19 protein-coding genes, 1 pseudogene and 1 riboswitch are annotated in these 24827 nt (G+C 70.7%); of the genes and pseudogenes, 9 read left to right on the top strand and 11 right to left on the bottom strand.

What is annotated here, in order from left to right; all coding sequences use genetic code 11:
• The first annotated feature begins 48 nt into the window (after positions 1-48).
• The gene (locus GLX30_RS04955; RefSeq protein ID WP_159684010.1) at positions 49-1263 is read left to right on the top strand and encodes an acetyl-CoA C-acetyltransferase; all 1215 of its coding nucleotides are present in this window, start codon (positions 49-51) and stop codon (positions 1261-1263) included.
• Between the two features lie 36 nt (positions 1264-1299).
• A complete protein-coding gene (locus tag GLX30_RS04950; protein WP_159684007.1) occupies positions 1300-3474 on the top strand; it encodes a 3-hydroxyacyl-CoA dehydrogenase NAD-binding domain-containing protein in 2175 nt (724 codons plus the stop codon).
• An 18-nt stretch (positions 3475-3492) separates the two neighbouring features.
• Here the strand turns inward: GLX30_RS04950 and GLX30_RS04945 are convergent, their stop codons facing one another.
• Together GLX30_RS04945 and GLX30_RS04940 are read right to left on the bottom strand one after the other, a co-directional pair.
• Positions 3493-3768 carry a DUF2087 domain-containing protein gene (locus GLX30_RS04945; protein WP_159684004.1) on the bottom strand — a complete coding sequence of 92 codons (276 nt, stop codon included), beginning with the start codon at positions 3766-3768 and terminating at the stop codon, positions 3493-3495.
• A 64-nt stretch (positions 3769-3832) separates the two neighbouring features.
• Complete coding sequence (locus GLX30_RS04940) at positions 3833-4564, bottom strand: MerR family transcriptional regulator (protein WP_159684001.1); 732 nt, start codon at positions 4562-4564, stop codon at positions 3833-3835.
• A 116-nt stretch (positions 4565-4680) separates the two neighbouring features.
• Here GLX30_RS04940 and GLX30_RS04935 point away from each other — a divergent pair, with 116 nt between their 5' ends.
• Positions 4681-5160: a macro domain-containing protein gene (locus GLX30_RS04935; RefSeq protein WP_159683998.1), complete on the top strand. Its 480-nt coding sequence runs from the start codon at positions 4681-4683 to the stop codon at positions 5158-5160.
• Between the two features lie 158 nt (positions 5161-5318).
• Here GLX30_RS04935 and GLX30_RS04930 read toward each other — a convergent pair whose 3' ends face one another.
• The 3 genes from GLX30_RS04930 to GLX30_RS04920 all read right to left on the bottom strand — a co-directional run bounded on the left by GLX30_RS04930 (position 5319) and on the right by GLX30_RS04920 (position 8107).
• Positions 5319-6395 (bottom strand): S1 family peptidase, encoded by a 1077-nt coding sequence (locus tag GLX30_RS04930; protein ID WP_159683995.1) that lies wholly within the window; start codon positions 6393-6395, stop codon positions 5319-5321.
• Between the two features lie 131 nt (positions 6396-6526).
• A complete protein-coding gene (gene sph / locus GLX30_RS04925) occupies positions 6527-7528 on the bottom strand; it encodes a sphingomyelin phosphodiesterase (protein ID WP_159683992.1) in 1002 nt (333 codons plus the stop codon).
• A 120-nt stretch (positions 7529-7648) separates the two neighbouring features.
• Positions 7649-8107 (bottom strand): GNAT family N-acetyltransferase, encoded by a 459-nt coding sequence (locus tag GLX30_RS04920; protein WP_159683989.1) that lies wholly within the window; start codon positions 8105-8107, stop codon positions 7649-7651.
• A gap of 183 nt (positions 8108-8290) precedes the next feature.
• On the opposite strand from GLX30_RS04920, the gene GLX30_RS04915 reads away from it, so the two are divergent.
• Positions 8291-9160, top strand: a complete 870-nt coding sequence (locus GLX30_RS04915; RefSeq protein ID WP_159683986.1) for an oxygenase MpaB family protein — start codon at positions 8291-8293, stop codon at positions 9158-9160.
• Here GLX30_RS04915 and GLX30_RS04910 read toward each other — a convergent pair.
• From GLX30_RS04910 to GLX30_RS04895, 4 genes and pseudogenes are all read right to left on the bottom strand, one after another.
• Positions 9135-10535 (bottom strand): GH1 family beta-glucosidase, encoded by a 1401-nt coding sequence (locus GLX30_RS04910; protein ID WP_159683983.1) that lies wholly within the window; start codon positions 10533-10535, stop codon positions 9135-9137. The genes GLX30_RS04915 and GLX30_RS04910 overlap by 26 nt on opposite strands.
• Positions 10536-10585: 50 nt before the next feature.
• Entirely contained in the window at positions 10586-11494 is a 909-nt protein-coding gene (locus tag GLX30_RS04905; RefSeq protein WP_159683981.1) for a carbohydrate ABC transporter permease, read from the bottom strand.
• Positions 11491-12438 carry a sugar ABC transporter permease gene (locus GLX30_RS04900; protein ID WP_159683978.1) on the bottom strand — a complete coding sequence of 316 codons (948 nt, stop codon included), beginning with the start codon at positions 12436-12438 and terminating at the stop codon, positions 11491-11493. The genes GLX30_RS04905 and GLX30_RS04900 overlap by 4 nt, the downstream gene beginning before the upstream one ends.
• 108 nt (positions 12439-12546) lie before the next feature.
• Positions 12547-13850, bottom strand: a pseudogene (locus GLX30_RS04895) (extracellular solute-binding protein).
• Between the two features lie 242 nt (positions 13851-14092).
• On the opposite strand from GLX30_RS04895, the gene GLX30_RS04890 reads away from it, so the two are divergent.
• Entirely contained in the window at positions 14093-16870 is a 2778-nt protein-coding gene (locus GLX30_RS04890) for a glycosyl hydrolase (RefSeq protein ID WP_159683974.1), read from the top strand.
• A gap of 36 nt (positions 16871-16906) precedes the next feature.
• Here the strand turns inward: GLX30_RS04890 and GLX30_RS04885 are convergent, their stop codons facing one another.
• Positions 16907-17932: a LacI family DNA-binding transcriptional regulator gene (locus GLX30_RS04885; protein WP_159683971.1), complete on the bottom strand. Its 1026-nt coding sequence runs from the start codon at positions 17930-17932 to the stop codon at positions 16907-16909.
• 370 nt (positions 17933-18302) lie between these two features.
• On the opposite strand from GLX30_RS04885, the gene GLX30_RS04880 reads away from it, so the two are divergent.
• Both GLX30_RS04880 and GLX30_RS04875 read left to right on the top strand, forming a co-directional pair.
• Positions 18303-19589 carry a M14 family zinc carboxypeptidase gene (locus GLX30_RS04880; protein ID WP_159683970.1) on the top strand — a complete coding sequence of 429 codons (1287 nt, stop codon included), beginning with the start codon at positions 18303-18305 and terminating at the stop codon, positions 19587-19589.
• A gap of 112 nt (positions 19590-19701) precedes the next feature.
• Entirely contained in the window at positions 19702-21456 is a 1755-nt protein-coding gene (locus tag GLX30_RS04875; RefSeq protein WP_159694870.1) for a BCCT family transporter, read from the top strand.
• A gap of 292 nt (positions 21457-21748) precedes the next feature.
• Positions 21749-21914, bottom strand: a riboswitch (TPP riboswitch).
• A gap of 190 nt (positions 21915-22104) precedes the next feature.
• Here the strand turns inward: GLX30_RS04875 and GLX30_RS04870 are convergent.
• On the bottom strand, positions 22105-23064 hold the full coding sequence (locus GLX30_RS04870) for an FAD-dependent oxidoreductase (protein WP_159683967.1): 960 nt from the start codon (positions 23062-23064) through the stop codon (positions 22105-22107).
• 62 nt (positions 23065-23126) lie between these two features.
• Between GLX30_RS04870 and GLX30_RS04865 the strand changes: the two genes are divergently transcribed.
• Positions 23127-24152, top strand: a complete 1026-nt coding sequence (locus tag GLX30_RS04865) for an oxidoreductase (RefSeq protein WP_159683966.1) — start codon at positions 23127-23129, stop codon at positions 24150-24152.
• Between the two features lie 230 nt (positions 24153-24382).
• Entirely contained in the window at positions 24383-24802 is a 420-nt protein-coding gene (locus GLX30_RS04860) for a TrmH family RNA methyltransferase (RefSeq protein ID WP_244258010.1), read from the top strand.
• Positions 24803-24827 lie beyond the last annotated feature (25 nt).

Genomic DNA, 24827 nt, shown 5'->3' with positions numbered 1-24827 from the left:
GACGGGACGCCGGAGACACGACCTCACACCCTCTTGAAAGGCTGACCAGTGAGCACCGAAGCGTACGTGTACGACGCGATCCGCACCCCGCGCGGTCGCGGCAAGGCCAACGGGGCCCTGCACGGCACCAAGCCGATCGATCTCGTCGTCGGACTGATCCACGAGATCCAGGCCCGGTTCCCCGGCCTGGACCCCGCCGCCGTCGACGACATCGTGCTCGGAGTCGTCGGACCGGTCGGCGACCAGGGATCCGACATCGCCCGGATCGCGGCCATCGCCGCCGGGCTCCCCGACACCGTCGCCGGCGTACAGGAGAACCGCTTCTGCGCCTCGGGCCTCGAAGCCGTCAACATGGCCGCGATGAAGGTTCGCTCCGGCTGGGAGGACCTGGTCCTCGCCGGCGGTGTCGAGTCGATGTCGCGCGTGCCGATGGCCTCCGACGGCGGCGCCTGGTTCGCCGACCCGATGACCAACTACGAGACCAACTTCGTCCCGCAGGGCATCGGCGCCGACCTGATCGCCACCCTCGGCGGCTGGTCGCGGCGCGACGTCGACGAGTACGCGGCGATGTCGCAGGAGCGGGCCGCCGCCGCGTGGAAGGACGGACGCTTCGACCGCTCCGTCGTCCCCGTCCGCGACCGCAACGGCCTTGTCGTCCTCGACCACGACGAGCACATGCGCCCCGGCACCACCGCGGACTCCCTCGCGTCCCTCAAGCCGTCCTTCGCGGGCATCGGAGACCTCGGCGGCTTCGACGCAGTCGCCCTGCAGAAGTACCACTGGGTCGAGAAGATCGACCACGTCCACCACGCCGGGAACTCCTCCGGCATCGTCGACGGCGCCGCCCTCGTCGCCATCGGCAGCAAGGAAGTGGGCGAGCGCCACGGGCTCACCCCGCGCGCCCGGATCGTCTCCGCCGCGGTCTCCGGCTCCGAGCCGACGATCATGCTCACCGGTCCGGCGCCCGCGACCCGCAAGGCACTCGCCAAGGCCGGGCTGACCATCGACGACATCGACCTCGTCGAGATCAACGAGGCCTTCGCCGGCGTCGTCCTGCGCTTCGCCCAGGACATGGGCCTCTCCCTCGACAAGGTCAACGTCAACGGCGGCGCCATCGCCATGGGTCACCCGCTGGGCGCGACCGGGGCGATGATCCTCGGCACCCTCATCGACGAACTGGAACGACAGGACAAGCGGTACGGCCTCGCCACCCTCTGCGTGGGCGGCGGCATGGGCATCGCCACCGTCGTCGAGCGTCTCTGACCCCCGTCCTCACCCGCCATACGGAGCAGCCAGACCATGAGCGAGTCCACCACCATCCGCTGGGAACAGGACGAGACCGGCATCGTCACGCTCGTCCTCGACGACCCCAACCAGTCAGCCAACACCATGAACCAGGCCTTCAAGGCCTCGATCGCCGCGATCGCCGACCGGGTGGAGGCCGAGCAGGAGTCCATCCGCGGCATCATCTTCACCTCCGCGAAGAAGACCTTCTTCGCGGGCGGCGACCTCAAGGAGATGATCAAGGCCGGACCGGAGGACGCACAGTTCGTCTTCGAGGCGGGCATGGGCATCAAGCGCGCCCTGCGCCGCATCGAGACCATCGGCAAGCCCGTCGTCGCCGCCATCAACGGCGCGGCGCTCGGCGGCGGTTACGAGATCGCCCTCGCCTGCCACCACCGCATCGCGCTCGACGCGCCGGGCTCCAAGATCGGCCTGCCCGAGGTCACCCTCGGCCTGCTGCCGGCCGGCGGAGGCGTCACCCGCACGGTACGGCTCATGGGCATCGCGGACGCGCTGCTGAAGGTGCTGCTCCAGGGCACCCAGTACAGCCCGCAGCGCGCCCTCGAGAACGGCCTGATCCAGGAAGTGGCCGTCACCCCGGACGAGATGCTGGCCAAGGCCCGCGCCTTCATCGACGCGAACCCGTCCTCGCAGCAGCCCTGGGACGTCAAGGGCTACAAGATCCCCGGCGGCACCCCGTCCAACCCCAGGTTCGCCGCCAACCTGCCGGCGTTCCCCGCGAGCCTGCGGAAGCAGACCGCGGGTGCCCCTTACCCGGCGCCGCGCAACATCCTCGCGGCCGCCGTCGAAGGCTCGCAGGTCGACTTCGAGACGGCCCAGGTCATCGAGGCGCGCTACTTCACCGAGCTGGTCACCGGCCGGATCGCCAAGAACATGATGCAGGCGTTCTTCTTCGACCTGCAGGCCGTCAACTCCGGCGCCAGCAGGCCGAAGAACATCGAGCCGCGTCCCGTCCGCAAGGTGGCCGTCCTCGGCGCCGGCATGATGGGCGCCGGCATCGCCTACTCCTGTGCGCGGGCCGGTATGGAGGTCGTCCTCAAGGACGTCAGCGCCGAGGCCGCCGCCAAGGGCAAGGACTACTCGGAGAAGCTGTGCGCCAAGGCCGTGTCACGCGGCCGCACCACGCAGGAGAAGGCCGACGCGCTGCTCGCCCGGATCACCCCGACCGCCGACGCCGCGGACCTCGCGGGCTGCGACGCGGTGATCGAAGCGGTCTTCGAGGACACCGCGCTCAAGCACAAGGTCTTCCAGGAGATCCAGGACGTCGTCGAGGCGGATGCGCTGCTCTGCTCGAACACCTCCACCCTGCCGATCACCGTGCTCGCCGAAGGCGTCTCGCGGCCCGACGACTTCATCGGACTGCACTTCTTCTCGCCCGTCGACAAGATGCCGCTGGTGGAGATCATCAAGGGGGAGCGCACCGGGGACGAGGCGCTGGCCCGCGCCTTCGACCTGGTCCGGCAGATCAACAAGACGCCGATCGTCGTCAACGACTCCCGCGGCTTCTTCACCTCCCGGGTCATCGGCCAGTTCATCAACGAGGGCGTGGCGATGGTCGGCGAGGGCGTCGACCCCGTCTCCGTCGAGCAGGCGGCCGCGCAGGCCGGCTACCCGGCGAAGGTGCTCTCCCTGATGGACGAGCTGACCCTGACCCTGCCGCGAAAGATCCGCAACGAGACGAAGCGCGCCGTCGAGGAGGCGGGCGGCACCTGGGCCGGCCACCCGTCGGACACCGTGATCGACCGGATGGTCGACGAGTTCGGCCGCACCGGCCGCAGCGGCGGCGCCGGCTTCTACGACTACGACGAGGACGGCAAGCGCGCCGGTCTCTGGCCGGGGCTGCGTGAGCACTTCACCAAGCCGGGCACCGACATCCCGTTCGACGACATGAAGGAGCGGATGCTCTTCTCCGAGGCCCTGGACACGGTCCGCTGCCTCGAGGAGAACGTCCTGCTCACGGTCGCCGACGCCAACATCGGCTCCATCATGGGCATCGGCTTCCCGGCCTGGACGGGCGGCGCCCTGCAGTACATCAACGGCTACGAGGGCGGCCTGAAGGGCTTCGTGGCCCGCGCCCGCGAGCTGGCCGAGCGCTACGGCGACCGGTTCCAGCCGCCGGCACTGCTGGTCGAGAAGGCGGAGCGCGGCGAGGTCTTCACCGACGCCTGACCGTCACGACGGCGGCAGTCACCGGCCCCGCCGGTAGCTGCCGCCGTCCTTCGTGCGGGTCAGCAGACCCGCCACCACCAGATAGCGGCGCAGCGCCGCGCAGTCGTCGTGCACGGTGCGCAGAGCGTCGTTGACCTCGCGTTCGGTGTAGTCGCGGTCCCGTTCGAAGAGCGTCCCCGCGAGGTGCACGAGCAGCTGCTCGCGGCGGGCCGGCTTGCGGGGGATCGCGGTCAGCCGGCCGTGGGAGAAGAGCGCGTGCACGCTGTGAGCGGTTCTGGTTCCTTGATCGGACATGGCCGGAAGCCTCCTGCACCACCCTGCCCGGGGCAACTTCTTTACGTCGGGCCGGGCGGGTCGACTACGTCGTCTCCGTGTCGAACGCCGCCCGCAGCTCCTCCCGCAGCGAACGCTGGAACGCCGTCACCAGGGCCTGGATCACCATCGGCTGCATATGGGCGGACAGCGACTTCATCGCCGCCACATGGTCCGGGTCCGACTCGCGTTCGCGGTAGGGGCCCCAGACCTCGTCACGGAACAGCCGGCTCAGGTCCTGAGCGGCGGCCCGCGCGTGCTCCAGCAGCACCGTGCGCGACGCAAGGATCGTCTCGTGCGCGATCGGCACGTCGAGCAGCTCCACGCCGAGCCGCAGCAGCCCGCCGTCCAGGCGGTAGGTGTCCGGCGTGGAACGGTCCAGCACACCCATCGCGGCCAGCCGGCCGACGTCCTGGTCGGACAGCGCCCTGCCCGCCCTGCGCTCCAGCTCCTCCCGGGTGACCTCCTCCGCCGACTCCGGCGCCCACGAGGCGACCAGCGCACGGTGGATCGCCAGATCCTGCGCGCTCAGGTCCGGCGGCAGCTGCTCCAGGTAGCGCTCGATCGCGGCGAGGGTCATGCCCTGGTGCTGCAACTCCTCGATGAGGGCCAGCCGGGAGAGATGGTCCGTGCCGTAATGCCCGACCCGGCGGGGGCCGATCACGGGCGGGGGCAGCAGCCCGCGGGTGCTGTAGAAGCGGATGGTGCGTACGGTGACCCCGGCGCGCGCGGCCAGTTCGTCGACGGTGAGCGTCGGCTCCTCGGTCCCGGTCGCCATGAGTCCTCCTTCTGCTGAACCACACCGGTGCAACAGTATTGCTGTCTCACCGGTGTTGTGAAAGCCGTGGGACCGGCCGAAGATCCGTTGTCGCTGGTGCACCGTACGGTGGTGCCATGTCGGGGATCAGATACGTCCGGGGGGACGCCACAGCGCCGCAGGCGAAAGGCGTCAAACTGATCGTGCACGTGTGCAACGACCTGGGCGGGTGGGGCAAGGGATTCGTCCTGGCCCTCTCCCGCCGCTGGCCCGAGCCGGAAGCGGCGTACCGCCGCTGGCACCGGGAGCGCGCCGGCAACGACTTCGCGATGGGCGCCGCGCAGTTCGTCCAGGTCGACCGGCATGTGTGGGTGGGCAACATGGTGGGCCAGCGGGGGATACGCACAGGCAGCCAGGGCGTCCCCGTCCGCTACGAGGCGATCGACAAGGCGCTCGCGCGGGTGGCCGACAAGGCTCTGGAGCTCGGCGCGTCCGTCCATATGCCGCGGATCGGCTGCGGGCTCGCGGGCGGCAAGTGGTCCCGCGTCGAACCGCTGATAGCCGAGCGCCTGACGGCCCGCGGCATCGGGGTCACGGTGTACGACCACGGCGACTGACCGATCGACCCGCCGGCGGCCGGTCCTCCGGCCGGCGTCGCCACGGGCGGCCTACCCACAGAAGGTTCCCCCCACCGGCCGGCCCGCCGGCACGTCGGCGTGGCAAGGGCGTGCCCCGCCGGTGCGGGACACGCCCTGGGGAGAAGGAGAGGTAACGGTCAGTAGACGGCGACCCCGTAGGCGCTGAGCGCCTCCTTCACCGGCTGGTGGAGGGCGGAGCCGCTCGATCCCGTGCAGCCCGCGCTGCCGGAGTGGATGCCCAGCGCCGTCGAGCCGGCGAAGTGGGCGCCGCCGCTGTCGCCGCCCGCGGAGCAGGCGGTGGTGCGGACGAGGTTGTACACCGGCCCGTCGCCGTAGTTCACGGTGACGTTCACAGCGGTCACCGTGCCGCTGGTGAGCCGGGTGGTGGAGCCGCTCTTGCGGAGGGACTGGCCGACGATCGCGTCCGCCGCGGAGGTGATGTCCTGGTGGCTGCCGTTGTACAGGTCGACGTTCCCCGCCGGCTGGGAGCCGTCGGTGTAGCGGACGATGCCGTAGTCGTTGTTCGGGAAGCTGGTGCCCTCCCGGGTGCCGATCGAGGGCCCGCCGGAGGTGGCGGACCAGCTGCTCGCCGAGTTGGTGCAGTGCCCGGCGGTCAGGAAGTAACGGGTCGTCGCCTTGGACACGTTGAAGGCGGCGGAGCAGCGGTAGCCGCCGCCGTAGATCGCGTCGCCGCCCGCGACCTCCTTCTTGAACTCGCCGGCGATGCGCTTGATGCTCACGGCGTCCCCGAGCCGGGCGGCGACGCCCCGCAGCTTCGCCATGGAGGCCGCGGACACGGTGCTGTCGGCCTCGACCGCGACCTTGTTGCTCGACGGGTCGATTCCCCACGACGTTCCGGTGATCTTGGCCTTGGACTCCAAGGTGTCCATGGCAGCCCGCAGCTGGGCCATGCTCCGGGTGACGAGTTCCGCGCGGGCACCGGTGGCCCGCACTTCCTCCGCGGCCGCGGCGTCGATGACGGTCACGACGAGTTCGCCGCTGGCGGCGTCGAGGTACGAACCGGCGGTGCGGTCACCGAGGTCGCGTTCGAGGGAGGTGTGCAGGGTGTACTGGGCGGGGGAGGCGGCGACGCCGGGGCTCGGGTTACCGGCGGCGTCGGCCTCGGCGGCGCCGGCCGTTCCGGAGCCGAGGCCGACGGCGGTCAGGGCCAGCAGGGCGGGAAGGCAGATGCGCGCGCGGAGCGTGCGTCTCATGGGGGGCCTCTCCTTCATTCGAGTCCGTGTGGGGGGTGCCTGACGGCAAAATGGACTGGACCAGTCCGGAGTGCGGACTCAATGTGGCATGGCCCTGACACGGACACAAGACCGCTGTCGGCGGCTTGCGCCTACTGGCCGGAGGCAATCACCGGATAGTGGTCGCTGAGATTCGTGTACGTGTACGTGGTGCCCCAACTGGAGACGGACCACGGCACGCTGACCTCCTTGATCACCTCATTGGTCCAGCCGGAGGGCCTGGCGTGCCCGGCACGGTGCAGCACGTGATCGAGGTCCTCCCGCGGGTCGTCGGGGTAGCGCTCCGCCGCGATCGAGTTCTCCTCGGTGTCGAAGGAGTAGGGGTGTCCGGTCCGCGCCTCCGCCCCGGCCAGACCGGCGTCGGCGAGCATCGAGGTGTACTCGGCCGAATGGGAGTCCACGTTGAAGTCGCCCGCCACGACGATTTGTTCGGATACCGGAATGTTCTTGGCGTCCAGAAAGGCGTCCAGCGCCCGGAACTGACGGCTGCGCATCTCGGCCGCCTCGCCCGCGTCGCAGCCCGGGTCGGTGGACTGCGCGTGCGTGCCCACCACGTGCACCCTGGTGCCGTTCACATCGAGGACGGTGTAGACGAAGCCCTTGTTCGACCACCAGTCGGCGCCGCACGCGTCCTTGTAGACGTACTGCTCCTTGCGGGTGATCGGCCACTTGCTGAGGACCGCGACCCCGCCGTCCTCCGGTGTGGTCGACGAGTACGAGCCGCCGGTCGCGTCCCAGCCGTCCTTGCTCCGGCCCATCACCGGCGTCCGGTGCGGGTACTGGGCGGCGGCGTTGCGCAGCAGCGCGTCGGACGAGGAGTTGTCGAACGCCTCCTGGAGCACGACGACGTCGTTGCCCCGGAAGAAGGACGCCGCCGGTATGGCAGCGGCCCGGTGGTCCTGGCCCCAGTTCGGGTAGAGGGACTTGCTGAACAGGAAAGCGTTGTACGTGAGGACCTTCAGGCCCGGTGTCGCCTCGGCCGGCGCGGCCGTGGCCGTGGGCGCCGCGCCGGCCAGGGCGGTGGTGGCGAGCACGGCGGACAGGGCGGCGGACACGGCGGCGCCGGGGACACGGCGGAGCTCGGAGTGCGGCACAGAATCTCCCGTTCATGGTGGGGGGTTCCACCGGTCGACGGACCGGCGCCGCACATCAAAGCAGCCGTAGTTACCTTCTGGTAATGGGTAGGTGCCCGGTTTCTGTGTCCCGCCCGACGATCACGGGCCGAGCGGGAGCTTGAAGCCCACATGCGAGCCGGTGAAGCCGAGTTGCTCGTAGAAGCGGTGGGCGTCGGGGCGGGCCGCGTCCGAGGTCAGCTGGACCAGGTGGCAGCCCTGCTTGCGGGATTCCTCGATGGCCCACTCGATCAGCTGTCGACCGAGACCCTGGCCGCGCTCCGAACGGTGGACGCGCACGCCCTCGATGATCGAACGGGTGCTGCCGCGCCGGGACAGGCCGGGGACGACGGTCAGCTGGAGGGTGCCGACGACGCTGTCACCGCGCTCGGCCACCATCAGCAACTGGTTCGGGTCGGTCCGCAGCCGTTCGTACGCCGTCAGATACGGACTCAGGTCGTCGGGCGACTCACGCGTCGCTCCCAGGGCGTCGTCGGCGAGCATGGCCACGATGGCAGGGACGTCGTCCGCGACGGCGGACCTGATCATGATATCCGTCATGAGCCGGATACTATCCGCACGCGCGTTCGTCACCAGGTGCCGACGAGAGGCAGGTGGGGGAGGAGGGCCGGCCGGCCGGAGGTCATGGGCACGGGCAGGGCCTGAGGCCTGCGGGGCCGGTGATCCACACGGCGCATACTGGGAGGTGACAGGCGGGCCGAGCAGAGAGCAGCGTGGAAGCAGATGAGCAGGGCAGCCGCGGACGAGCCCCAGCCACCGCCGCCGGGCGGTGTTCTGTGGAGCCTCACCGGTGACGTCCGCACGTTGCTGATGCTGCCCGCCGCCCTCACGCTGCAGGTCGCCCGCCCGGCTGTCGGCGCCGGCGTCGACGACCACTCCGTCTTCCGCACCGACCCCTGGGGCCGCGGTGAGCGTTCCCTGCGCTCGCTCCAGCTGTGGGTCTACGGCGGTGAAGCGGCGGCCCAGGAGGGCAGAAGGCTCCGCGAACTGCACCGCACGATTCAGGGCACCGACGCGCACGGCCGTAGTTACCATGCGCTCACACCCGCCCACTACGCCTGGGTCCACGCCACCGGCTTCCCCGTGTTCCGGTACGCCGCGCGCTATCTGGTGCGCGAACTGACCGAGGCCGAGGAGCGGCAGTTGTACGGCGAGTGGCTCCAGGTCGGCCGGGTCCTGGGCATCCACGACAGGGACATGCCGCAGACCGTCGAGGGGTTCTGGCCGTATTACCGCAAGATGCTGGCCGACGAGGTGGAGGCCACCGTCGTCGTCCGTGAACTGGTGGACGTGGACCAGCCCGTCCCGGCGCCGGACCGGGGACCGCTGCCGGTCCGGTTGGTGCTGCGGGCGCTGTGGCCGCTGCTGCGTGGGCCGTTCGCCCGCGTCCGCCGGTTCATGACGATCGGGCTGATGCCACCGGACGCCCGCGAGGCCATCGGTCTGCCCTGGACGGACGCGCAGGAACGCCGGCTGCGGCGCGTCGGCCGGGTCGTACGGGCCGTGGTGCCCGTACTTCCCGAACGCCTGCGCTATCTGCCGCTCGCCCGCGAGGCACGGGCCAGGGTCAGACCAGGCCTCCACGCTCGATGACCGACGCGTACCAGCGTGCGCTGTCCTTGAACGTGCGGCGCTGGGTCGCGAAGTCGACGTGCACGATGCCGAACCGCTTGCTGTAGCCGTACGCCCACTCGAAGTTGTCGAGGAGCGACCAGAGGAAGTAGCCGCGCACGTCGGCACCGTCCGCGATCGCCCGGTGCACGGCGGACAGGTGCGCGTGCAGGTAGGCGACCCGCTCGGGGTCCTTCACGTCGCCGGACGGGTCGGCGTAGTCGTCGTACGCGGCGCCGTTCTCGGTGATCACCAGGGGTACCCCCGGCAGGTCGTCGCGCAGCCGGATCAGCAGCTCGTGCAGCCCGTCGGCGTCGACCGGCCAGTCCATCGCGGTGCGCGGACCGGGCGCGGGAAGGAACCGTACGTGCTGCTCGGCGCCCGCCCACGGGGAGGGGGCCGCCGCGCCGGAACCCGCGGCGACGACGGTGGGGGAGTAGTAGTTGATACCCAGCGAGTCGATCGGCGTGGAGGTCACGTCCAGGTCCCCGTCGAGGACGAACGACCAGTCGGTGACCGGCGCCGTGTCCCTGACGAGGTCCTCGGGCAGCCGGCCGCGGAAGACCGGGTCGAGGAAGATGCGGTTGCCCACGGCGTCGATACGGCGGGCCGCGTCCAGGTCGGCGGGCGCGTCGGAATGTGCCCGCACGGCATGGAGGTTGAGCGTCAGCGACACCTCGGCGGACGGAGGAAGTTCGGCGCGCAGCACCTGCGCGGCCCAGCCGTGCGCCAGGTTCAGGTGGTGCGCGGCGCGCAGCGACGCCAGGGGAGAGGTGCGGCCGGGGGCGTGCTCACCGCTGCCGTAGCCCAGGAAGGCGGCGCACCACGGCTCGTTGAGCGTCGTCCAGGTCGCTACCCGGTCGCCCAGTGCCTCGGCCATGATCCCCGCGTACTCGCCGAAGCGCTGCGCGGTCTCCCGCTGCGGCCAGCCGCCCGCGTCCTCGAGCTCCTGCGGCAGGTCCCAGTGGTAGAGCGTGGCCACCGGCCGGATGCCGGCGTCGCGCAGCTCGTCGACGAGCCGGCGGTAGAAGTCGAGGCCCTTCTGCACGGCGGGACCGCGGCCGGTGGGCTGGACCCGCGGCCAGGCGATCGAGAACCGGTAGTCGGTGACGCCGAGGCGGCGCATGAGGGCGACGTCCTCGTGCATCCGGTGGTAGTGGTCGGCGGCGATGTCGCCGGTGTCGCCGTTGCGGACCTTGCCGGGGGTGCGGCTGAACGTGTCCCAGATGGAGGGGGTACGGCCGTCCTCGGCGGCCGCGCCCTCGATCTGGTAGGCGGCGGTGGCGGTGCCCCAGCGGAATCCGGCGGGGAACCGGAGTGTCGTCGTGGCGTCGGGGCGGGCGTCGAGCGCGGTCATGAGGTGGAACTCCCAAGGAGTGAGACGTCGGTGCGGAGGCGGTGGATCGGTCAGCCCTTGACCGCGCCCTGCATGATGCCGCCGACGATCTGGCGGCCGAGCAGGCCGAAGACCAGCAGCACGGGGAGCGTGCCCAGCAGGGTGCCCGCCATGATCACGGACTGGTCGTGGACGTAGCCGCCGCCGAGCTGGCGCAGCGCCACCTGGACGGTCGGTTCCTGCGAGGAGAGCGCGACGATCGGCCAGAAGAAGTCGTTCCAGGCGGCCATGAAGGTCAGCATGCCGAGCACGGCCATGCCGGGCCGTGCGATCGGCACCACGATCGACCAGAAGATCCTGGCGGTGGAGGCGCCGTCCACGCGGGCCGCCTCGATCAGCTCGTCCGGCAGCGACTGCACGAGGTACTGGCGCATGAAGAAGACACCGAAGGCGGACACCAGCCCGGGCAGGATCACCGCTTGGAGCTGGTTCACCCACTGGAGTTCGGCGATCAGCATGAAGAGCGGGATGACGCCCAGCTGCGGCGGGATCATCATGGTGCCGACCGTGATCGCGAGCAGTGCCCCACGGCCGCGGAAGCGCAGTTTGGCGAACGCGAAACCGGCGAGCGTGCAGCACAGGACGGTGCCGACCGTGATGGAGCCGGAGACGATGAAGGAGTTGATCAAAGCCTTGCCGATGTCCGCCTCCTCCATCACCGCCTCGAAGTTGCGGATCAGGTTGGGGCCGGGCAGCAGGGTCGGGGGGACCTTCGCCAGGTCGGCGTTGGAACGGCTGGCGGCGACGATCGTCCAGTAGAACGGGAAGGCGGAGACCAGTACGGCGGCGATCAGGATGGCGTAGGCGAGCTTGCCGCCCTTCATCGTGCGGCCCGCGCCCGACTTCCTCCTGCGGCGCCCCGGCACCTGCGCCTTCTCGGTGGCCGGCTGCTTCGTCGGCGGTGCGGCGAGCGCGGTCATCGGCCGGCCTCCTTGCGGGAACGGCGGCGCGCGATCAGGGCGTTGGCCCCGACGAGCACCAGGATCAGCAGGAACATCACCCAGGCGATGGCGGCGGCACGGCCCAGGTGGAAGAAGCCCCAGCCCTGCTCGTACATGTACAGGCCGAGCGTCTGGTACTGGTGCGAGATGCCACCGGAGATGGAGCCCTCGAAGAGCAGCGGCTCACCGAAGAGCTGGGTGGCGCCGATCGTGGAGACGACCACGGTGAACAGGATCGTGGGGCGCAGTCCCGGAAGCGTGACGTGGAAGAACTGCCGCCACCGTGAGGCGCCGTCCACCTCCGCCGCCTCGTACAGCTCGCTCGGGATGGACTGCATGCCCGCCAGGTAGATCAGCGCGTTGTAGCCGGTCCAGCGCCAGATGACGATGGTGGAGACGGCGATCTGCGAGGCGACGGTGCCGGTCTGCCAGTCGACCGGGCCGAAACCGACGAGTCCCAGCACATAGTTGATGAGTCCGAAGTCGCGGCCGAACAGCTGGGCGAAGACCAGCGTGGCGGCGGCCACGGAGGTGGCGTACGGCAGGAGCATGGCGGTCCGCAGGAAGGTGCGGCCACGCAGCCGGTAGTTGAGCAGATGGGCCAGGCCCAGGGCCATCACCAGCTGCGGCACGGTGGAGATCACACCGATGGTGAACGTGTTGCGCAGCGCGGTCCAGAAGAACTCGTCGCCGAACAGCGCGGTGTAGTTGCCGAGCCCGCGCCACTGCATGTCGCCCGGGGTCTGCAGCTCCACCCGGTAGAGCGAGACGAACGCCGTGTAGACCAGCGGGAAGAGCCCGAAGGCGGCGAACAGCGTGAAGAACGGGGCTATGTAGGCGTACGGCGAGACCTTGCGCCAGGCGCGCCGCACGGCCGGCGGCCGGGGCGGCGAGACCGGCTTCGCGGAAGCGGTGAGGGTCACGGTGCGGCCCTTCGAGGATGAGTCGGTACAGGGCGGGGGCCTTCGGGCCGGGCCGGTGCGGGGAGTGGTCGGGATGCGGACCGGCCCGAAGGAGCTGCTCGGCGGGCGTCAGCCGATGGTGTTGTCGACGCCCTTCTTCGCGTTCCCCACGCCTTCTCGGACGAGATGCCCTTGCGCTCGACCTCGCTCAGCGCGTTGGTGATCTGCTGGTTGACGTTCTGGTCGTGCACACCGAGGACCTGGACCGGGGCCGCCTTGGCCGCGTCACCGAAGATCTGCCCGATCGGGGCGCCGGAGAAGTACGGGTCGGTGGCGCCGGCGACCTTCTCGATCGCGCCGGTCGAGGAGGGGAAGTTGCCCTGCTTCTGGAAGAGCTTGGCCTGCTGCTCGGGGGCGGTGAGCCACTGGATCAGCTCGTACGCCTCCTTCTTGTGCTTGGCCGCGCGCGGCACGGAGAGGTAGGAACCGCCCCAGTTGCCCGCGCCGCCGGGCAGCTTCGCGATGTCCCACTTGCCCTTGCCCGCGTCACCGGCCTGACCCTTGATGTAGCCGAGCATCCAGGCGGGGCAGGGGATGGTGGCGAAGGAACCGGCCGCGAAGGCCTGGTTCCACTGCGGCGACCACTGGTCGAGCTTGGCGCTCAGGTCGCTCTCCGCCGCCTTGACGGAGGTGTCCCAGGCGGTCTTCAGGGCCGGGTTGGTCTCCCAGATCAGCTTTCCGGAGGCGTCGTAGTAACGCTCCTCCTCCTGGCCGATCATGATGGAGAAGAGGCTGCCGACGCTGTCCAGCCAGGCGCTCTTGGCGGGGGCCTTGACCTTGTACTGCTTGCCCAGCTCGAGGTAGCCGTCCCAGGTCGACCACTTCTTCGCGAGTTCGTCGCGGTCGGTCGGCAGCCCGGCCTGCTTGAACAGGTCGGTGCGGTAGCACATGGCCTCCGGGCCGACGTCCGTGCCGAGACCGAGGACGGCGCCGTCCTTCGTCGTGGCGGCGGCCCACTTGGCGTCGGCGAACTGGCTCTTCAGCTTGTCCGCGCCGTACTTCTTCAGGTCCTCGAACTTGTCGGCCTGCTGCTGGGTGACCGACGCGATCCGGCCGACCTCGATGCCCTGGACGTCCGCGAGACCGCCGCCGCCTGCGAGCCGGGTCTGGAGCGACTTCCAGTAGTCGGCCTCGTCCTCGGTGTCGGTCTGCTTGATCGTGATGTTCGGGTGCAGCTTCTGGTACTCCGCGTAGAGGCCGGCCTCCTTGTAACCGAAGGAGCCGAAGAGGTCGACGGTGAGCGTGACCTTCCCGCCCTCGCCGTCGGAGGCCGTGTCCGAGGAGCCGGATCCGCAGGCGGCGAGCAGGGCCCCGGCGAGCGCGACCGCACCCAGGCGGACGGCGGCCCTTTTGGCGGCTCTGGCTATGGGCATGGGAAGCCTCCCTTGGCTTCGGGGTGGGACGAGAGCGGGTTGAGAGCGCTCTCAAATATGCGTTTGGAGCGTGCCCTCCTGTGGCTCGTCGCGTCAAGACTCGAAGACATAACGGTCTGGACTCGGGTATCAACTCCCGGCTGTGTTCGGTCTATTGACACTTGTGTTTCGGGGGTTTTACGTTTCGGCCATCTGAGAGCGCTCTCAGCCACCCCTACCCGTGATGACTTGAGGTGCCGTTCATGCCAGCCCCCCGCACCAGGCCGGCCGCCGCGCTGGTCCTGGCCTCAGCCCTGGCCGCTGTCGGCCTGGGCCCGGCCGCCGCACCCGCGGCCGCCGCCACCGTCCCCATAGGCTCCGGCAGCTACTCCGACACCCGCCCCGCCGGAACGTCCGGACCGACCACCAACACCGGAGCGCCGGTCACCCCCAAGGTGACCGCCGCGGCCAAGAGCCGGCCGGTGCCCACCAACGACTGGTGGTCCTCCCTCGCCTTCCAGCGCTACGGCGACAACCCGTACTCGACGCCCATGTACGGGCACCCCCTCACCTACCAGGCCACCGCCGGCGGGCTCGACGTCGGCTACCCCACCACCCCCGCGATCGTCGGCGACGGCCGGCAGTACGAGTTCGCCCACAAGCGCGACCTCACCATCGGCCTGACCGGCCTCAACTCGCCCGGCACCAAGGCCGACGACTGGTCCGACTGGACCGTCACCCCCTACTGGTCCGACGGCACGCGCACCCTGCGGACCACCATCGGCCACGGCATGCCGTTCGTATACGCCAAGGGCTCCGGCGGGAACGCCCAGATAACCACCGCCGGCGCGCCGGCCGTCTTCGCCGACCAGGGCAACGTCATCGGCATCACCGTCGCCGGACACCACTACGCCCTCTTCGCCCCGACCGGCAGCGACTGGAACGTCTCCGGATCCACCGTCACCGCGGGCCTCGGCTCCAAGGACTACTTCTCCGTGGCGGTCCTGCCCTCCACGGGGGCGCTCGCGACGTACAAGAAGTACGCCTACAGCTTCGTCACCGGCTCCCAGGCCGCGTGGAGCTACACCGGTGGCACGGTCAGAGCCACGTACACGCTCACCACGGAAGCCAAGGAGGGCACCGAGCGCGGCACGCTCCAGGCCCTCTACCGCCACCAGTGGCTGAACACGACGGACCCGCTCACGAGCCACACCTACGTCTCGCCGCGCGGCACCATGAAGGTGCGGGAGTCCGCTTCCTTCACCACCAGCCAGAAGGCCTCCCCGGTGCTGCCGGCCCTGCCGAAGTCGGACGCCGTCGACACGGCCCGGTTGCGCGGCTATCTGAACGAGGTCGCGAACGCCTCCGACCCGTTCTCCGGCGCCACCGACACGTACTGGACCGGCAAGGCGCTCGGCCGCCTCGCCCAGCTCGTGCCCGTGGCCGAGCAGATCGGTGAGACCGGCACCCGCGGCAAGCTCCTCGGCCTGATCAAGGGCAGGCTCCAGGACTGGTTCACCGCGGGCGGCGCGAACGAGTTCAGCTACGACAGGGACTGGAAGACCCTGACCGGCTACCCGGCCTCCTACGGCAGCGACACCGAGCTCAACGACCACCACTTCCACTACAGCTACTACGTGTACGCCGCGGCGATCGTCGCCCAGTACGACCAGGCCTGGGCCGCCGACTCCGCCTGGGGCGGGATGGTCAAGACCCTGGTGCGGGACGCCGCCAACGCGAGCCGCACCGACACGGCCTTCCCCTTCCTGCGCGGCTTCGACGTCTACGCCGGGCACAGCTGGGCCTCCGGCCACCAGGGCTTCGCCGCCGGCAACAACCAGGAGTCCTCCTCCGAGTCCACCAACCTCAGCGCCGCCCTCGTCCTGTGGGGTTCGGCCACCGGTGACACCTCGCTCCGCGATCTCGGCACGTATCTGCTGACCACGGAGGCGGAGTCGATCGCCCAGTACTGGTTCGACGCCGACGAGCAGGTCTTCCCGTCCTCCTTCGGCCACGACACGGCCGGCATGGTCTGGGGCAGCGGCGCCGCCTACGCCACCTGGTGGACCGCCAACCCCGAGGAGATCCACGGCATCAACGTCCTTCCCGTGACCGGCGGTTCGCTCCACCTCGGTGGGGCGAAGGCCGCGATCCGGCGCAACATCGCCGAGATGGAGCGCGAGAACGGCGGCCCGGCCGTCGAATGGCGCGACATCCTCTGGGAGTTCCAGTCGCTGGCCGACCCCGCGGCGGCCAAGGCCAAGTGGGACGCGGGCCACGCCGGCTACACCCCTGAGCAGGGCGAGTCCAAGGCCCACACGTACCACTGGATCTCCACGCTGGACCGGCTGGGCGCGCCCGACACCACGGTGACCGGCAACATCCCGACGTCCGCCGTCTTCACCAAGGGCACCACCCGGATCTACGCCGCGCACAACCACGGCGCCTCGGCCCGCACGGTGACGTTCTCCGACGGCAAGACCCTCTCCGTGCCCGCCCGTTCCACCGCGACGGGCACCGGCACCGGCGGTGGCGAGCCCGACCCCGACCCGGAGCCGCCGACCGGCAACACCTTCCAGTTGCGCAGCGGAGGCGCGCTGACCACGGCCACCGGCGGCACGGCGGGCAGCGACACCATCGCCTCCGCCGGCGGCGCCAACCACGACGGCACCCCGCACCAGCCGCTCGTCTACGTGATCCGGGGCGTCAACGGCACCCTCACCCCGGGCGCTTCCACCGCGTTCCGTCTCCAGGTCGACGCGGGCAGCACGGTCGGACTCGGCCAGCAGGCGCGTATCAGCTACGACCTCACCGGTGACGGCAGCTTCGAGCGGACGGAGACGTACCACTACTTCGCGACCGACCCGGTCACCGGCTGGGAGGAGTACGCGCACTCCCGTGGCCTCAAGGCCGCCACCGGGACGCTCGGCAACCTCGACGGCGGCACCGTACGCCTCGAGGTGTGGAGCGCCATCGGCAACGGCACCGCCAAGCTCCGGACCGGCACCGACAGGTCGGTGCTGGTGATCCCCTACAGCTGAATCGCTCCCCCACAGGAACGCGGCGGGTGTCGGAAGTCAGGCCGATGCCCGCCGCACCAGTGTGGTCGGGGTGATGACGGACGCGGGAGCGTCGCCGCCCGCCTCGTTCAGCAGCCGCATCAGCAGCCGGACCATCAGCCTGCCCATGCCCTCGACGTCCTGGCGCACCGTGGTCATGGCCGGCTCCGTCGTCCCGACGACCGAGGCCATGTCGTCGAACCCGACCAGGGCCACGTCCTCCGGCACCCGGACGCCGCGCTCACGCAGGGTACGCAGCGCGCCCGACGCCATCAGGTCGTTGGAGACGAAGACGCCGTCCACGTCCGGGCGGCGGTCGAGCAGCTCGGCCATCGCCCGGGCGCCGCTCTCCTCGGTGAAGTCGCCCTGGCAGAAAAGACCGGGGTCGGCGTCCACCAGGACGTCGTGGTAGCCGTCTATGCGGTCCAGCGCCGAGGTCTGGTCGCGAGGGCCGGCGATGTGCGCGATGTTCCTTCGGCCCAGCGAGACCAGATGGCGCACCGCCTCCCGGGCGCCGCCGCGGTTGTCGGCGTCCACGTAGGGCACGGCGAGGTCGGAACCGGCGGCGGGGCGCCCGCCGAAGACCGTGGGGATCTTCGTCCTGCTGATGAGCGCGGGCAGCTGGTCGTCGTTGTGCAGGGAGAAGGCGAGCGCGCCGTCGACGTGCCCGCCGCCGAGGTAGCGGGCGATCCGGTCGTGGTCCCCGGGGCCCTCCACCCACAGCAGCACCAGCTGGGAGTCGTGCGCCGTGAGCTCACGGCTGATGCCCCGGACCTGCTGCTCGAAGAAGGGGTCGGAGAAGATCCGGAACTCCGGCTCCGCGATGATCACCGCCACCGCGCCGTTGCGCCGGGTGACCAGGGTGCGGGCCGCGTGGTTCGGTACGTACCCGAGCTCCTCGACCGCCTTGCGCACCTTGTCGACCAGGGGCGCGCGCACACCGGCACCGCCGTTGACGACCCGGGAAGCCGTGGCACGGGAGACGCCAGCGCGCGCCGCGACGGCTTCCAGGGTGGGGCGGGACCCCGTGGTCTGCTCGGTCAAGGCGGGCGCTCCTCGTCTGCTCCGGTGCTCCGGCACACCGGTCGGTGGCATGATCCGATACCGACAGGATATCCGCCCGGCCCACAGTCTGAGAGCGCTCCCAGCGACGTGGGTCTGCTCCGGTCCGCGGACGGCCCGGCCCGGCAGCACGGTGAACCGGCCGGCGTGGATGCCGCCCACACGGTGCCAGGACCGGCAGAATGGTGCCCGGACGGGACATCTGTCGCGAGCCGGGACGGACCGTCCACCCTCAAGCGCACCACGAGCAGCCGACGTTGACGGCCCCCTGTCGCGCCACAGCCGCTCGGAGTACGTTTCCGGGGCCATGCCGATACGTGTACCGGACCGGATCCCCGGAGGCAGTGTCCGAATGACGACCCGAATCCGTATCCGCACGCTCGCCCTGACGGCAGCCGCCGCAGCGCTCGCGGTGCCCCTGGTCACCGGCCCTGCCGAAGCGGCGTACACCCCACCCCGTACCGGCTTCGAGAGAAGCGGCGGTGCCCGCTGGACCGGCGAGCAGGAGGAACGGGACTTCCTCGCCGCCGTCGACCGCGCCGCCGAACGGATGTCCGTCGAGCAGATCGGCACGTCCGGACAGGGCCGTCCGCTGCGGCTCGTCCACCTGGGGAACAAGACGTCCGCGCACACCGTGCTGCTGATCTGCAGTCAGCACGGCGACGAGCCCTCGGGACGTGAAGCCTGTCTGACGACGGTCCGCGACCTCGCGTTCGCCCGGGACGACAGGACCCGCCGGCTCCTGGCCCGCACCCGTCTGCTCGTCCTGCCCACCGCCAACCCCGACGGCCGTGCCGCCGGCACCCGGGGCAACGCGGACGGCATCGACGTCAACCGGGACCACATCGCGCTGAGGACCGCGGAAGGGCGGGCCGTCGCGGCGGTCGTCCGCGACCGGCAGCCGGACATCGTCTACGACCTGCACGAGTACGGCGCCACACCGCCCTACTACGACAAGGACCTGTTCGACCTTTGGCCCCGGAACCTCAACACCCACGCCGCCGTGCACCATGAGGCGCAGACGCTGTCCGGGACGTACGTCCGGCCGGCCGCGCACCGTGCGGGCCACTCCACGGGCACGTACGGCATCTGGACGGACCCCGTCACCGGCGAGCCGCTCCGGCAGACCGCGGGTGACGGACAGGAGCGCATCCTGCGCAACGCCGGCGGCGTCAAACACGCCGTGGGACTGCTGATCGAGAGCCGCGTCGACGCGCTGACCCCGCAGGAGAAGTCCGACGCGGCGCTCAATCACCGCCGCCGGGTCAACAGCCAGCTCGCCGCCCTGGGCGGCCTGTTCACCTTCAGCGCCGAACGGCTCGGCCGGATCGAGGCCGCCACCGGAGCGGCCCGGCGCGCGGGCTTCGCGGACCGCGGGCCGGTGTACCTCGGCGGGGCCGACAACGACCCGGCGGGAGCGGACGAGACGATCGTGGACCCGCCCTGCGCCTACCGCCTCGACGCCGGCCAGTACGCCGACGTCAAGGACGAGCTGGCCCTCCACGGGGTCTTCGCCCGGTCCGTCGCCGACGGCGCCGTCGTGCCGTTGCGGCAGTCACTGCGGAATCTGGTCCCGCTGCTGCTCGACACCCGTGCGGCCTATCGCATCACCACGGGTGAACCGGTGGAAGCCTGTTGATACAGGGAGGAGAGTGACTCGTGTGGTAGGGGGTAGCGGGGAGTGAAATCAGGCTCCGCGGAATCATGAAAGGTGCCCCGTGTCGCGCGACGTAGAAAAGCCGGGCAAACGGCTGTGGTATCCCGTCAAGGCGGCGCTACCGGGCCGCCATCCGCACGAAGACAGAGCACCGGTCACGGACCGGGTGGTGTTCGGCGTGACGGCGGTGCTCACACTTGCCTTCGTGTTCTGGGGCTCGGTGTTCACGGAGACGCTGGAGAGCGCCTCCGACACCTTGCTGAACGGCCTGATGCACAACGGCGGCTGGGCGTTCGTCCTGGCCGCGTCGGGTTTCGTGGTCTTCGCCCTCTGGCTCGCCGTCAGCCGCTACGGCCGGATCCCGCTCGGACAGGAGCACGAGGGACCGGAGTTCCGGACCGTCTCCTGGGTCGCGATGATGTTCAGCGCGGGCATGGGCATCGGCCTCATGTTCTACGGAGTCAGCGAACCGCTCGCGCACTACACGACGCCGCCGCCGGGCACAGACCCGATCGACTCCGCGGACGCCATGCAGACCGCCCTCGCCACCACGCTCTTCCACTGGACCCTGCACCCGTGGGCGATCTACGCCGTCGTCGGCCTCGCCATCGCCTACAGCACGTTCCGGCGCCGCAGGCGGCAGAACATCAGCGCGGTCTTCGAGCCGCTGATGGGCAAGAAGCGCTCCGAGGGGGCACCGGGCCGGGTGATCGACGTGCTGGCGATCTTCGCGACGCTCTTCGGTTCTGCGACGTCGCTGGGCCTCGGCGCCCTGCAGATCGGCAGCGGCTTCCAGGAGCTCGGCTGGATGGAGAAGGCCGGTACGGGGCTGCTCATCTCCATCATCGGGGTGCTGACCGTGTGCTTCGTGTTCTCGGCCGTGTCGGGTGTGGAGCGGGGCATCCAGTGGCTGTCCAACACCAACATGGTGCTGGCGATCGTGCTCGCCCTGTTCGTCTTCGTCGCCGGACCGACCATTCTCGTACTGGATCTGATTCCCACCTCGCTCGCCTCGTACTTCGACGAACTGCCGCAGCTGGCGGGCCGGACGGAGGCGGCGACGGGCGGCGGTGACGTCGCCGACTGGCTGAGCAGCTGGACGGTCTTCTACTGGGCCTGGTGGATCTCGTGGACGCCGTTCGTCGGCATGTTCATCGCGCGCATCAGCCGGGGCCGCACCATCCGTCAGTTCGTCGGCGGCGTCATCCTGGTTCCGAGCACGGTCAGCCTTGTCTGGTTCGCCGTATTCGGCGGCACCGCGATGAAGCTTCAGGAACAGCGCAGGCTGGGCGACGAGACGACGCCGGAGGGGCAGCTCTTCGGCGTGCTCCAGGAGTTCCCGATCGCCTCGGTGATGAGCCTCCTGGTGATGATCCTCGTCGGCATCTTCTTCGTGTCGGGTGCGGACGCCGCCTCCATCGTGATGGGCACGCTCTCCCAGAAGGGCACCTTCGAACCGGCGCGGGTCGTCGTCATCTTCTGGGGCGTCGTGACCGGCGCGGTGGCCGCCGTGATGCTGCTCGTCGGTGAGGGCAAGGGCGACGCGCTCGCCGGCCTTCAGCATCTGACGATCCTTGTCGCGGCGCCGTTCGTGCTGGTGATGGTCGGCATGTGCGTGGCCCTCATGCGCGACCTGCGCCAGGACCCGCTGATCGTCCGGGGCGAGATCGCCGAGGAGGCGGTGGAGACCGCGGTGATCGCGGGACACGAGAAGTACGCGGGCGAGTTCGAGATCCGCATCGGCCCCGGGACCGGCCCGGAGGCGGGCCAGATCCCCGTGGAGGAGGAGACCTCGCCGGAGTCGGACGAGGACCCGGAACGACGCAAGGGCGGCCCGGATCAGGGCTGACGGCTCCGGCGTGACGAAAAGTCATCGGCGCGGACGGAGGCGGGCAGGGCCGGCCCGACACGACCGGGACTCCGGTCTCGGCCGGCGAGGAAGGCCGTGGGCCACGGGTGCGTGTCACGCCCGGTGGCCCACGGCCTTCCGGCTGCTCCGTCCTGGCGCTGCCGGCAGCCTGCCTGCCCGCCGTCAGGCCTTCTGGAGCGCTGCTCGCGCGGGTTCCCTCGCATCCTGGTGCTCGACCAGGCGGTCGCGGCGTGGCCCTGGACGTGCCCGCCACTCGGGACGCGACATGCAAGAACCTACGAGACGGGCTCCCTGCGCCGGCATTGTCCGGATCAGGTGCTGGGGGTCGTCCTCCGGCCCTTGGACCTTCGGACCTCTCAGCCCGACCGTCGACGTCGGCCCCGGCGGGTATCTCCGCCGAAGTCGGCTACTCCGGTCGAACTCCCTCGCTCGCCTCGTAGGCCATCTCCAGAATAACGCTCCGCGTATGCCATAAAAAGGGGTGAAGGAAGAAATTCGTGCTTTCTCGGGCGGGCCCCCGCTCGGGAAGGCCGTGTCATCCGGCTCCGCACCTGTCGGCCCCACCGGTCCTCGTCGCGTGGTTCACCACACCCACCACCGAGCCGCCCCGGTCGCCTGGGGCACGGCCTACCCGACGAGCGCGGCCGCCGCCTGCGCGCAACCCCAGGCGACGGTGATGCCGGCGCCGCCGTGGCCGTAGTTGTGGACCAGCAGCGCCCCGCCCGGCAGGCGCTCCGATTCGATCCGCACGCCGGTGTCCCGTGCGGGCCGCAGCCCCACCCGGTGCCCGAGCACCTTGGCGCGGGCGACCTCCGGGTGGATACGGGCACACCGCTCGACGATGGCCGCCGCGGTGGCCTCCTGGGGCGTCAGGTCCCAGGAGTCGTCCTCGGCGGTGCCGCCCAGCAGCAGCCGCCCCGGCTGCGGTAGAAAGTACGTCGTCGCGCTCGACGCGTGGTCGACCGCGGTGAACCACTCCTCGACGCCCGGGTTCTCCACCATCACCAACTGCCCGCGCACCGGCCGTACGGACGGATCGGGCACCAACGCACGTGCGCCGAGACCGGTGCAGTTGACCACGGTTGACGCCCCGCTCTCCGACTGCGCCCGGGCTAGGGAACCCGCCCCGCGCGCCTCAACTGCGCCGCCCGCGGCCTCCAGCCGCCGCCGCAGCCAGCCGAGGTGGACCGGCATGTCGATCAGCGGAATCCGGGCCCGCAGCCCGCAGGCGAATCCCGGCGGCAGCTCGTCGCGGCCCGCCTCCCGCAGTCCTTCGACCCTCGCGGCCCAGGGACCGAGATCCGCGACCCGGGTCTCCGCATGGACGCCCGACACCAGTCGTACGCCCGTCTCCTCCGGCCGGTCCGCCAGCGCCTCGTACACGCGCAGTGATTCCAGGGCCCACTCGCCGACCAGCTTCTCCGGCTCGATGCGATACGGCCACCACAGCCCGCCCGCCACCGCCGACGTGGTCGTACCGGAGGGATCCCGGGACCACACCCGCACCCGGTTGCCGCTCTCCGCCAGCACGACGGCCGTGGTCAGTCCCGCCGCCCCGCCGCCCAGCACCAGTACATCGCCGTTCATGCCGGGACCGTAGCCCATGGTGTTCATGCTCAGAAGGCCGCGCGGTGGGGCAGACTCACGACATGTCTGCCGAGTACGCGACCTTCGGGCTGGCGCCGGCGATGCGGACCGGGGGAGTCCTCGCCGATGGTGCCTACCAAGTGCACCGGGACTTCACCGACTTCGTCATCGACGGCCGGCCCCTGCTCCACCGGCTCAGTGACCTCGACGCGGTCTCGCCGTTGGCCTCCGACATCCCGCCCGCCGTTTTCACCGACCATCTCCGCCGGCTGCTGCTCGACGCGGAGGCACCCCTGAGCGACGGCAGGTATGTGATCTACGGCTGCCCCGAGTGCGAAGGGCTCGAGTGCGGGGCCGTCACCGCCGTCATCGAGCGCGACGGGGACGACGTCGTCTGGCGGGACTTCGCCTGGCAGACCGACGGGACGGCCGATCTGGAACTCAACGGCTACCACGGCATCGGACCGTTCCGTTTCCGTGGCGAGGAGTACCGGGCGGCTCTGGAGCGGCTGCTGCCCGGCCCGGAGGAGACCGCGGCCCGCCGCCGTGTCCTGCTGATCGGCGCGCGGGTCGCGGTCCTCGCCAAACTCGCCGCCGCCCTGCGGTCGATCGGCATCGGCGCCGACATCGCCCACGACGCGGCCGGCGTCCCGGCGGAGGAGCTCGGCGCCTACCAGGTCGTCGCCTTCGGCCGGGCGGTCACCGAGGCGGACCGGGCCGCGGTGCGGTCGGCGTTCGACCGCGCCGGCGCGCACGTGGAGTACGTGGACGGGCTCGCGCCGATCGTCCCGCTGCTGGTGGCGCAGATCGAGCTGGCCCTGGACCGGAGCCCCGTCGGTCAGCGGCGCCTGCGGGAACTCGGGACGACGGACGGGGCCGCGGTGGTCGAGGTGGCCTCCGAATGCCGCGTCCGGCTGGTGGCCTACCGTCTGGACGCGCTGTACCGCACCCGGGTCCGGGAGCTGTTCGACGGGACGCTGCAGCCCGGGACGCACCGAATTCCGCTGGACGCCAAGGCGGTCAAGGGACGATCCTTCGTCGTGGCACGCACCATGGGGGGCGTGCTCGTCACGCCGGTGGCGCGATGATCCGACAAGAGGCCCGGGCGAGCCGCTGAATCGCCGCCGCATGCATCACTCACGTCACGTACATCACACACCTCGCACGTGTGCGCCCCTGAACCGGAGGTCCGCCTCCCCGCGCCGATGAGCGCGAGGAGCGGCGGACCCGCCTTCCGCACCCGTGCGCCCGACGAACTGCGCCGAAGCCGGCGCCCGCGAGCCCATTCCTGCTGGGACCATCTCTACGCGGCACCCCTGTGGCCCTGCACGGCGCGAACCTGGGCACCCTCGCCCGCACCTGCGACGCGGTCGGCGCCTGCATCACCGTCCCGCGCTTCTCCTGGGTGCCCGAAGCGCTGGCCCGCGGCAACACCCTGCGCAAGCCGGTGTGCACCCACCGGACCGGCGATCCGCTGGGATGGCTGGCCCGGCAGCGGGAGCGGGGCGCGCGCATCGTGGGCGTCGAGCTGGCCGACGAGGCCGTCCGCCTCGCCGACCTCGCGCCGGCGCGACGGCCGACCGTCATGGTCCTCGGCCATGAGCAGCACGGGATTCCGCCCGAGGCACTCGACCTGCTCGACGAGTGCGTGGAGATCCCGATGGTCGGCACCGGCTCGAGCCTGAACGTGGCCGTCGCCGGCTCCCTCGCCCTGTACAAACTCGCCGGACTCCTCTGACCCGCAAGAAGCCCTAGGATTCACT

The organism is Streptomyces sp. Tu 2975 (assembly GCF_009832925.1).
Lineage (GTDB): Bacteria > Actinomycetota > Actinomycetes > Streptomycetales > Streptomycetaceae > Streptomyces.
Note: the sequence above shows the minus strand (reverse complement) of the source record. Positions and strands in the feature narration are given on the sequence as shown.

Coding starts and splice junctions, on each gene's coding strand:
- GLX30_RS04880 (WP_159683970.1), top strand. CDS start 18,303: ATGACGACCCGAATCCGTATCCGCACGCTCGCCCTGACGGCAGCCGCC.
- GLX30_RS04940 (WP_159684001.1), bottom strand. CDS start 4,564: ATGGCGACCGGGACCGAGGAGCCGACGCTCACCGTCGACGAACTGGCC.
- GLX30_RS04865 (WP_159683966.1), top strand. CDS start 23,127: ATGTCTGCCGAGTACGCGACCTTCGGGCTGGCGCCGGCGATGCGGACC.
- GLX30_RS04910 (WP_159683983.1), bottom strand. CDS start 10,535: ATGACCGCGCTCGACGCCCGCCCCGACGCCACGACGACACTCCGGTTC.
- GLX30_RS04870 (WP_159683967.1), bottom strand. CDS start 23,064: ATGAACGGCGATGTACTGGTGCTGGGCGGCGGGGCGGCGGGACTGACC.
- GLX30_RS04890 (WP_159683974.1), top strand. CDS start 14,093: ATGCCAGCCCCCCGCACCAGGCCGGCCGCCGCGCTGGTCCTGGCCTCA.
- GLX30_RS04950 (WP_159684007.1), top strand. CDS start 1,300: ATGAGCGAGTCCACCACCATCCGCTGGGAACAGGACGAGACCGGCATC.
- GLX30_RS04920 (WP_159683989.1), bottom strand. CDS start 8,107: ATGACGGATATCATGATCAGGTCCGCCGTCGCGGACGACGTCCCTGCC.
- GLX30_RS04915 (WP_159683986.1), top strand. CDS start 8,291: ATGAGCAGGGCAGCCGCGGACGAGCCCCAGCCACCGCCGCCGGGCGGT.
- GLX30_RS04935 (WP_159683998.1), top strand. CDS start 4,681: ATGTCGGGGATCAGATACGTCCGGGGGGACGCCACAGCGCCGCAGGCG.
- GLX30_RS04905 (WP_159683981.1), bottom strand. CDS start 11,494: ATGACCGCGCTCGCCGCACCGCCGACGAAGCAGCCGGCCACCGAGAAG.
- GLX30_RS04945 (WP_159684004.1), bottom strand. CDS start 3,768: ATGTCCGATCAAGGAACCAGAACCGCTCACAGCGTGCACGCGCTCTTC.
- GLX30_RS04930 (WP_159683995.1), bottom strand. CDS start 6,395: ATGAGACGCACGCTCCGCGCGCGCATCTGCCTTCCCGCCCTGCTGGCC.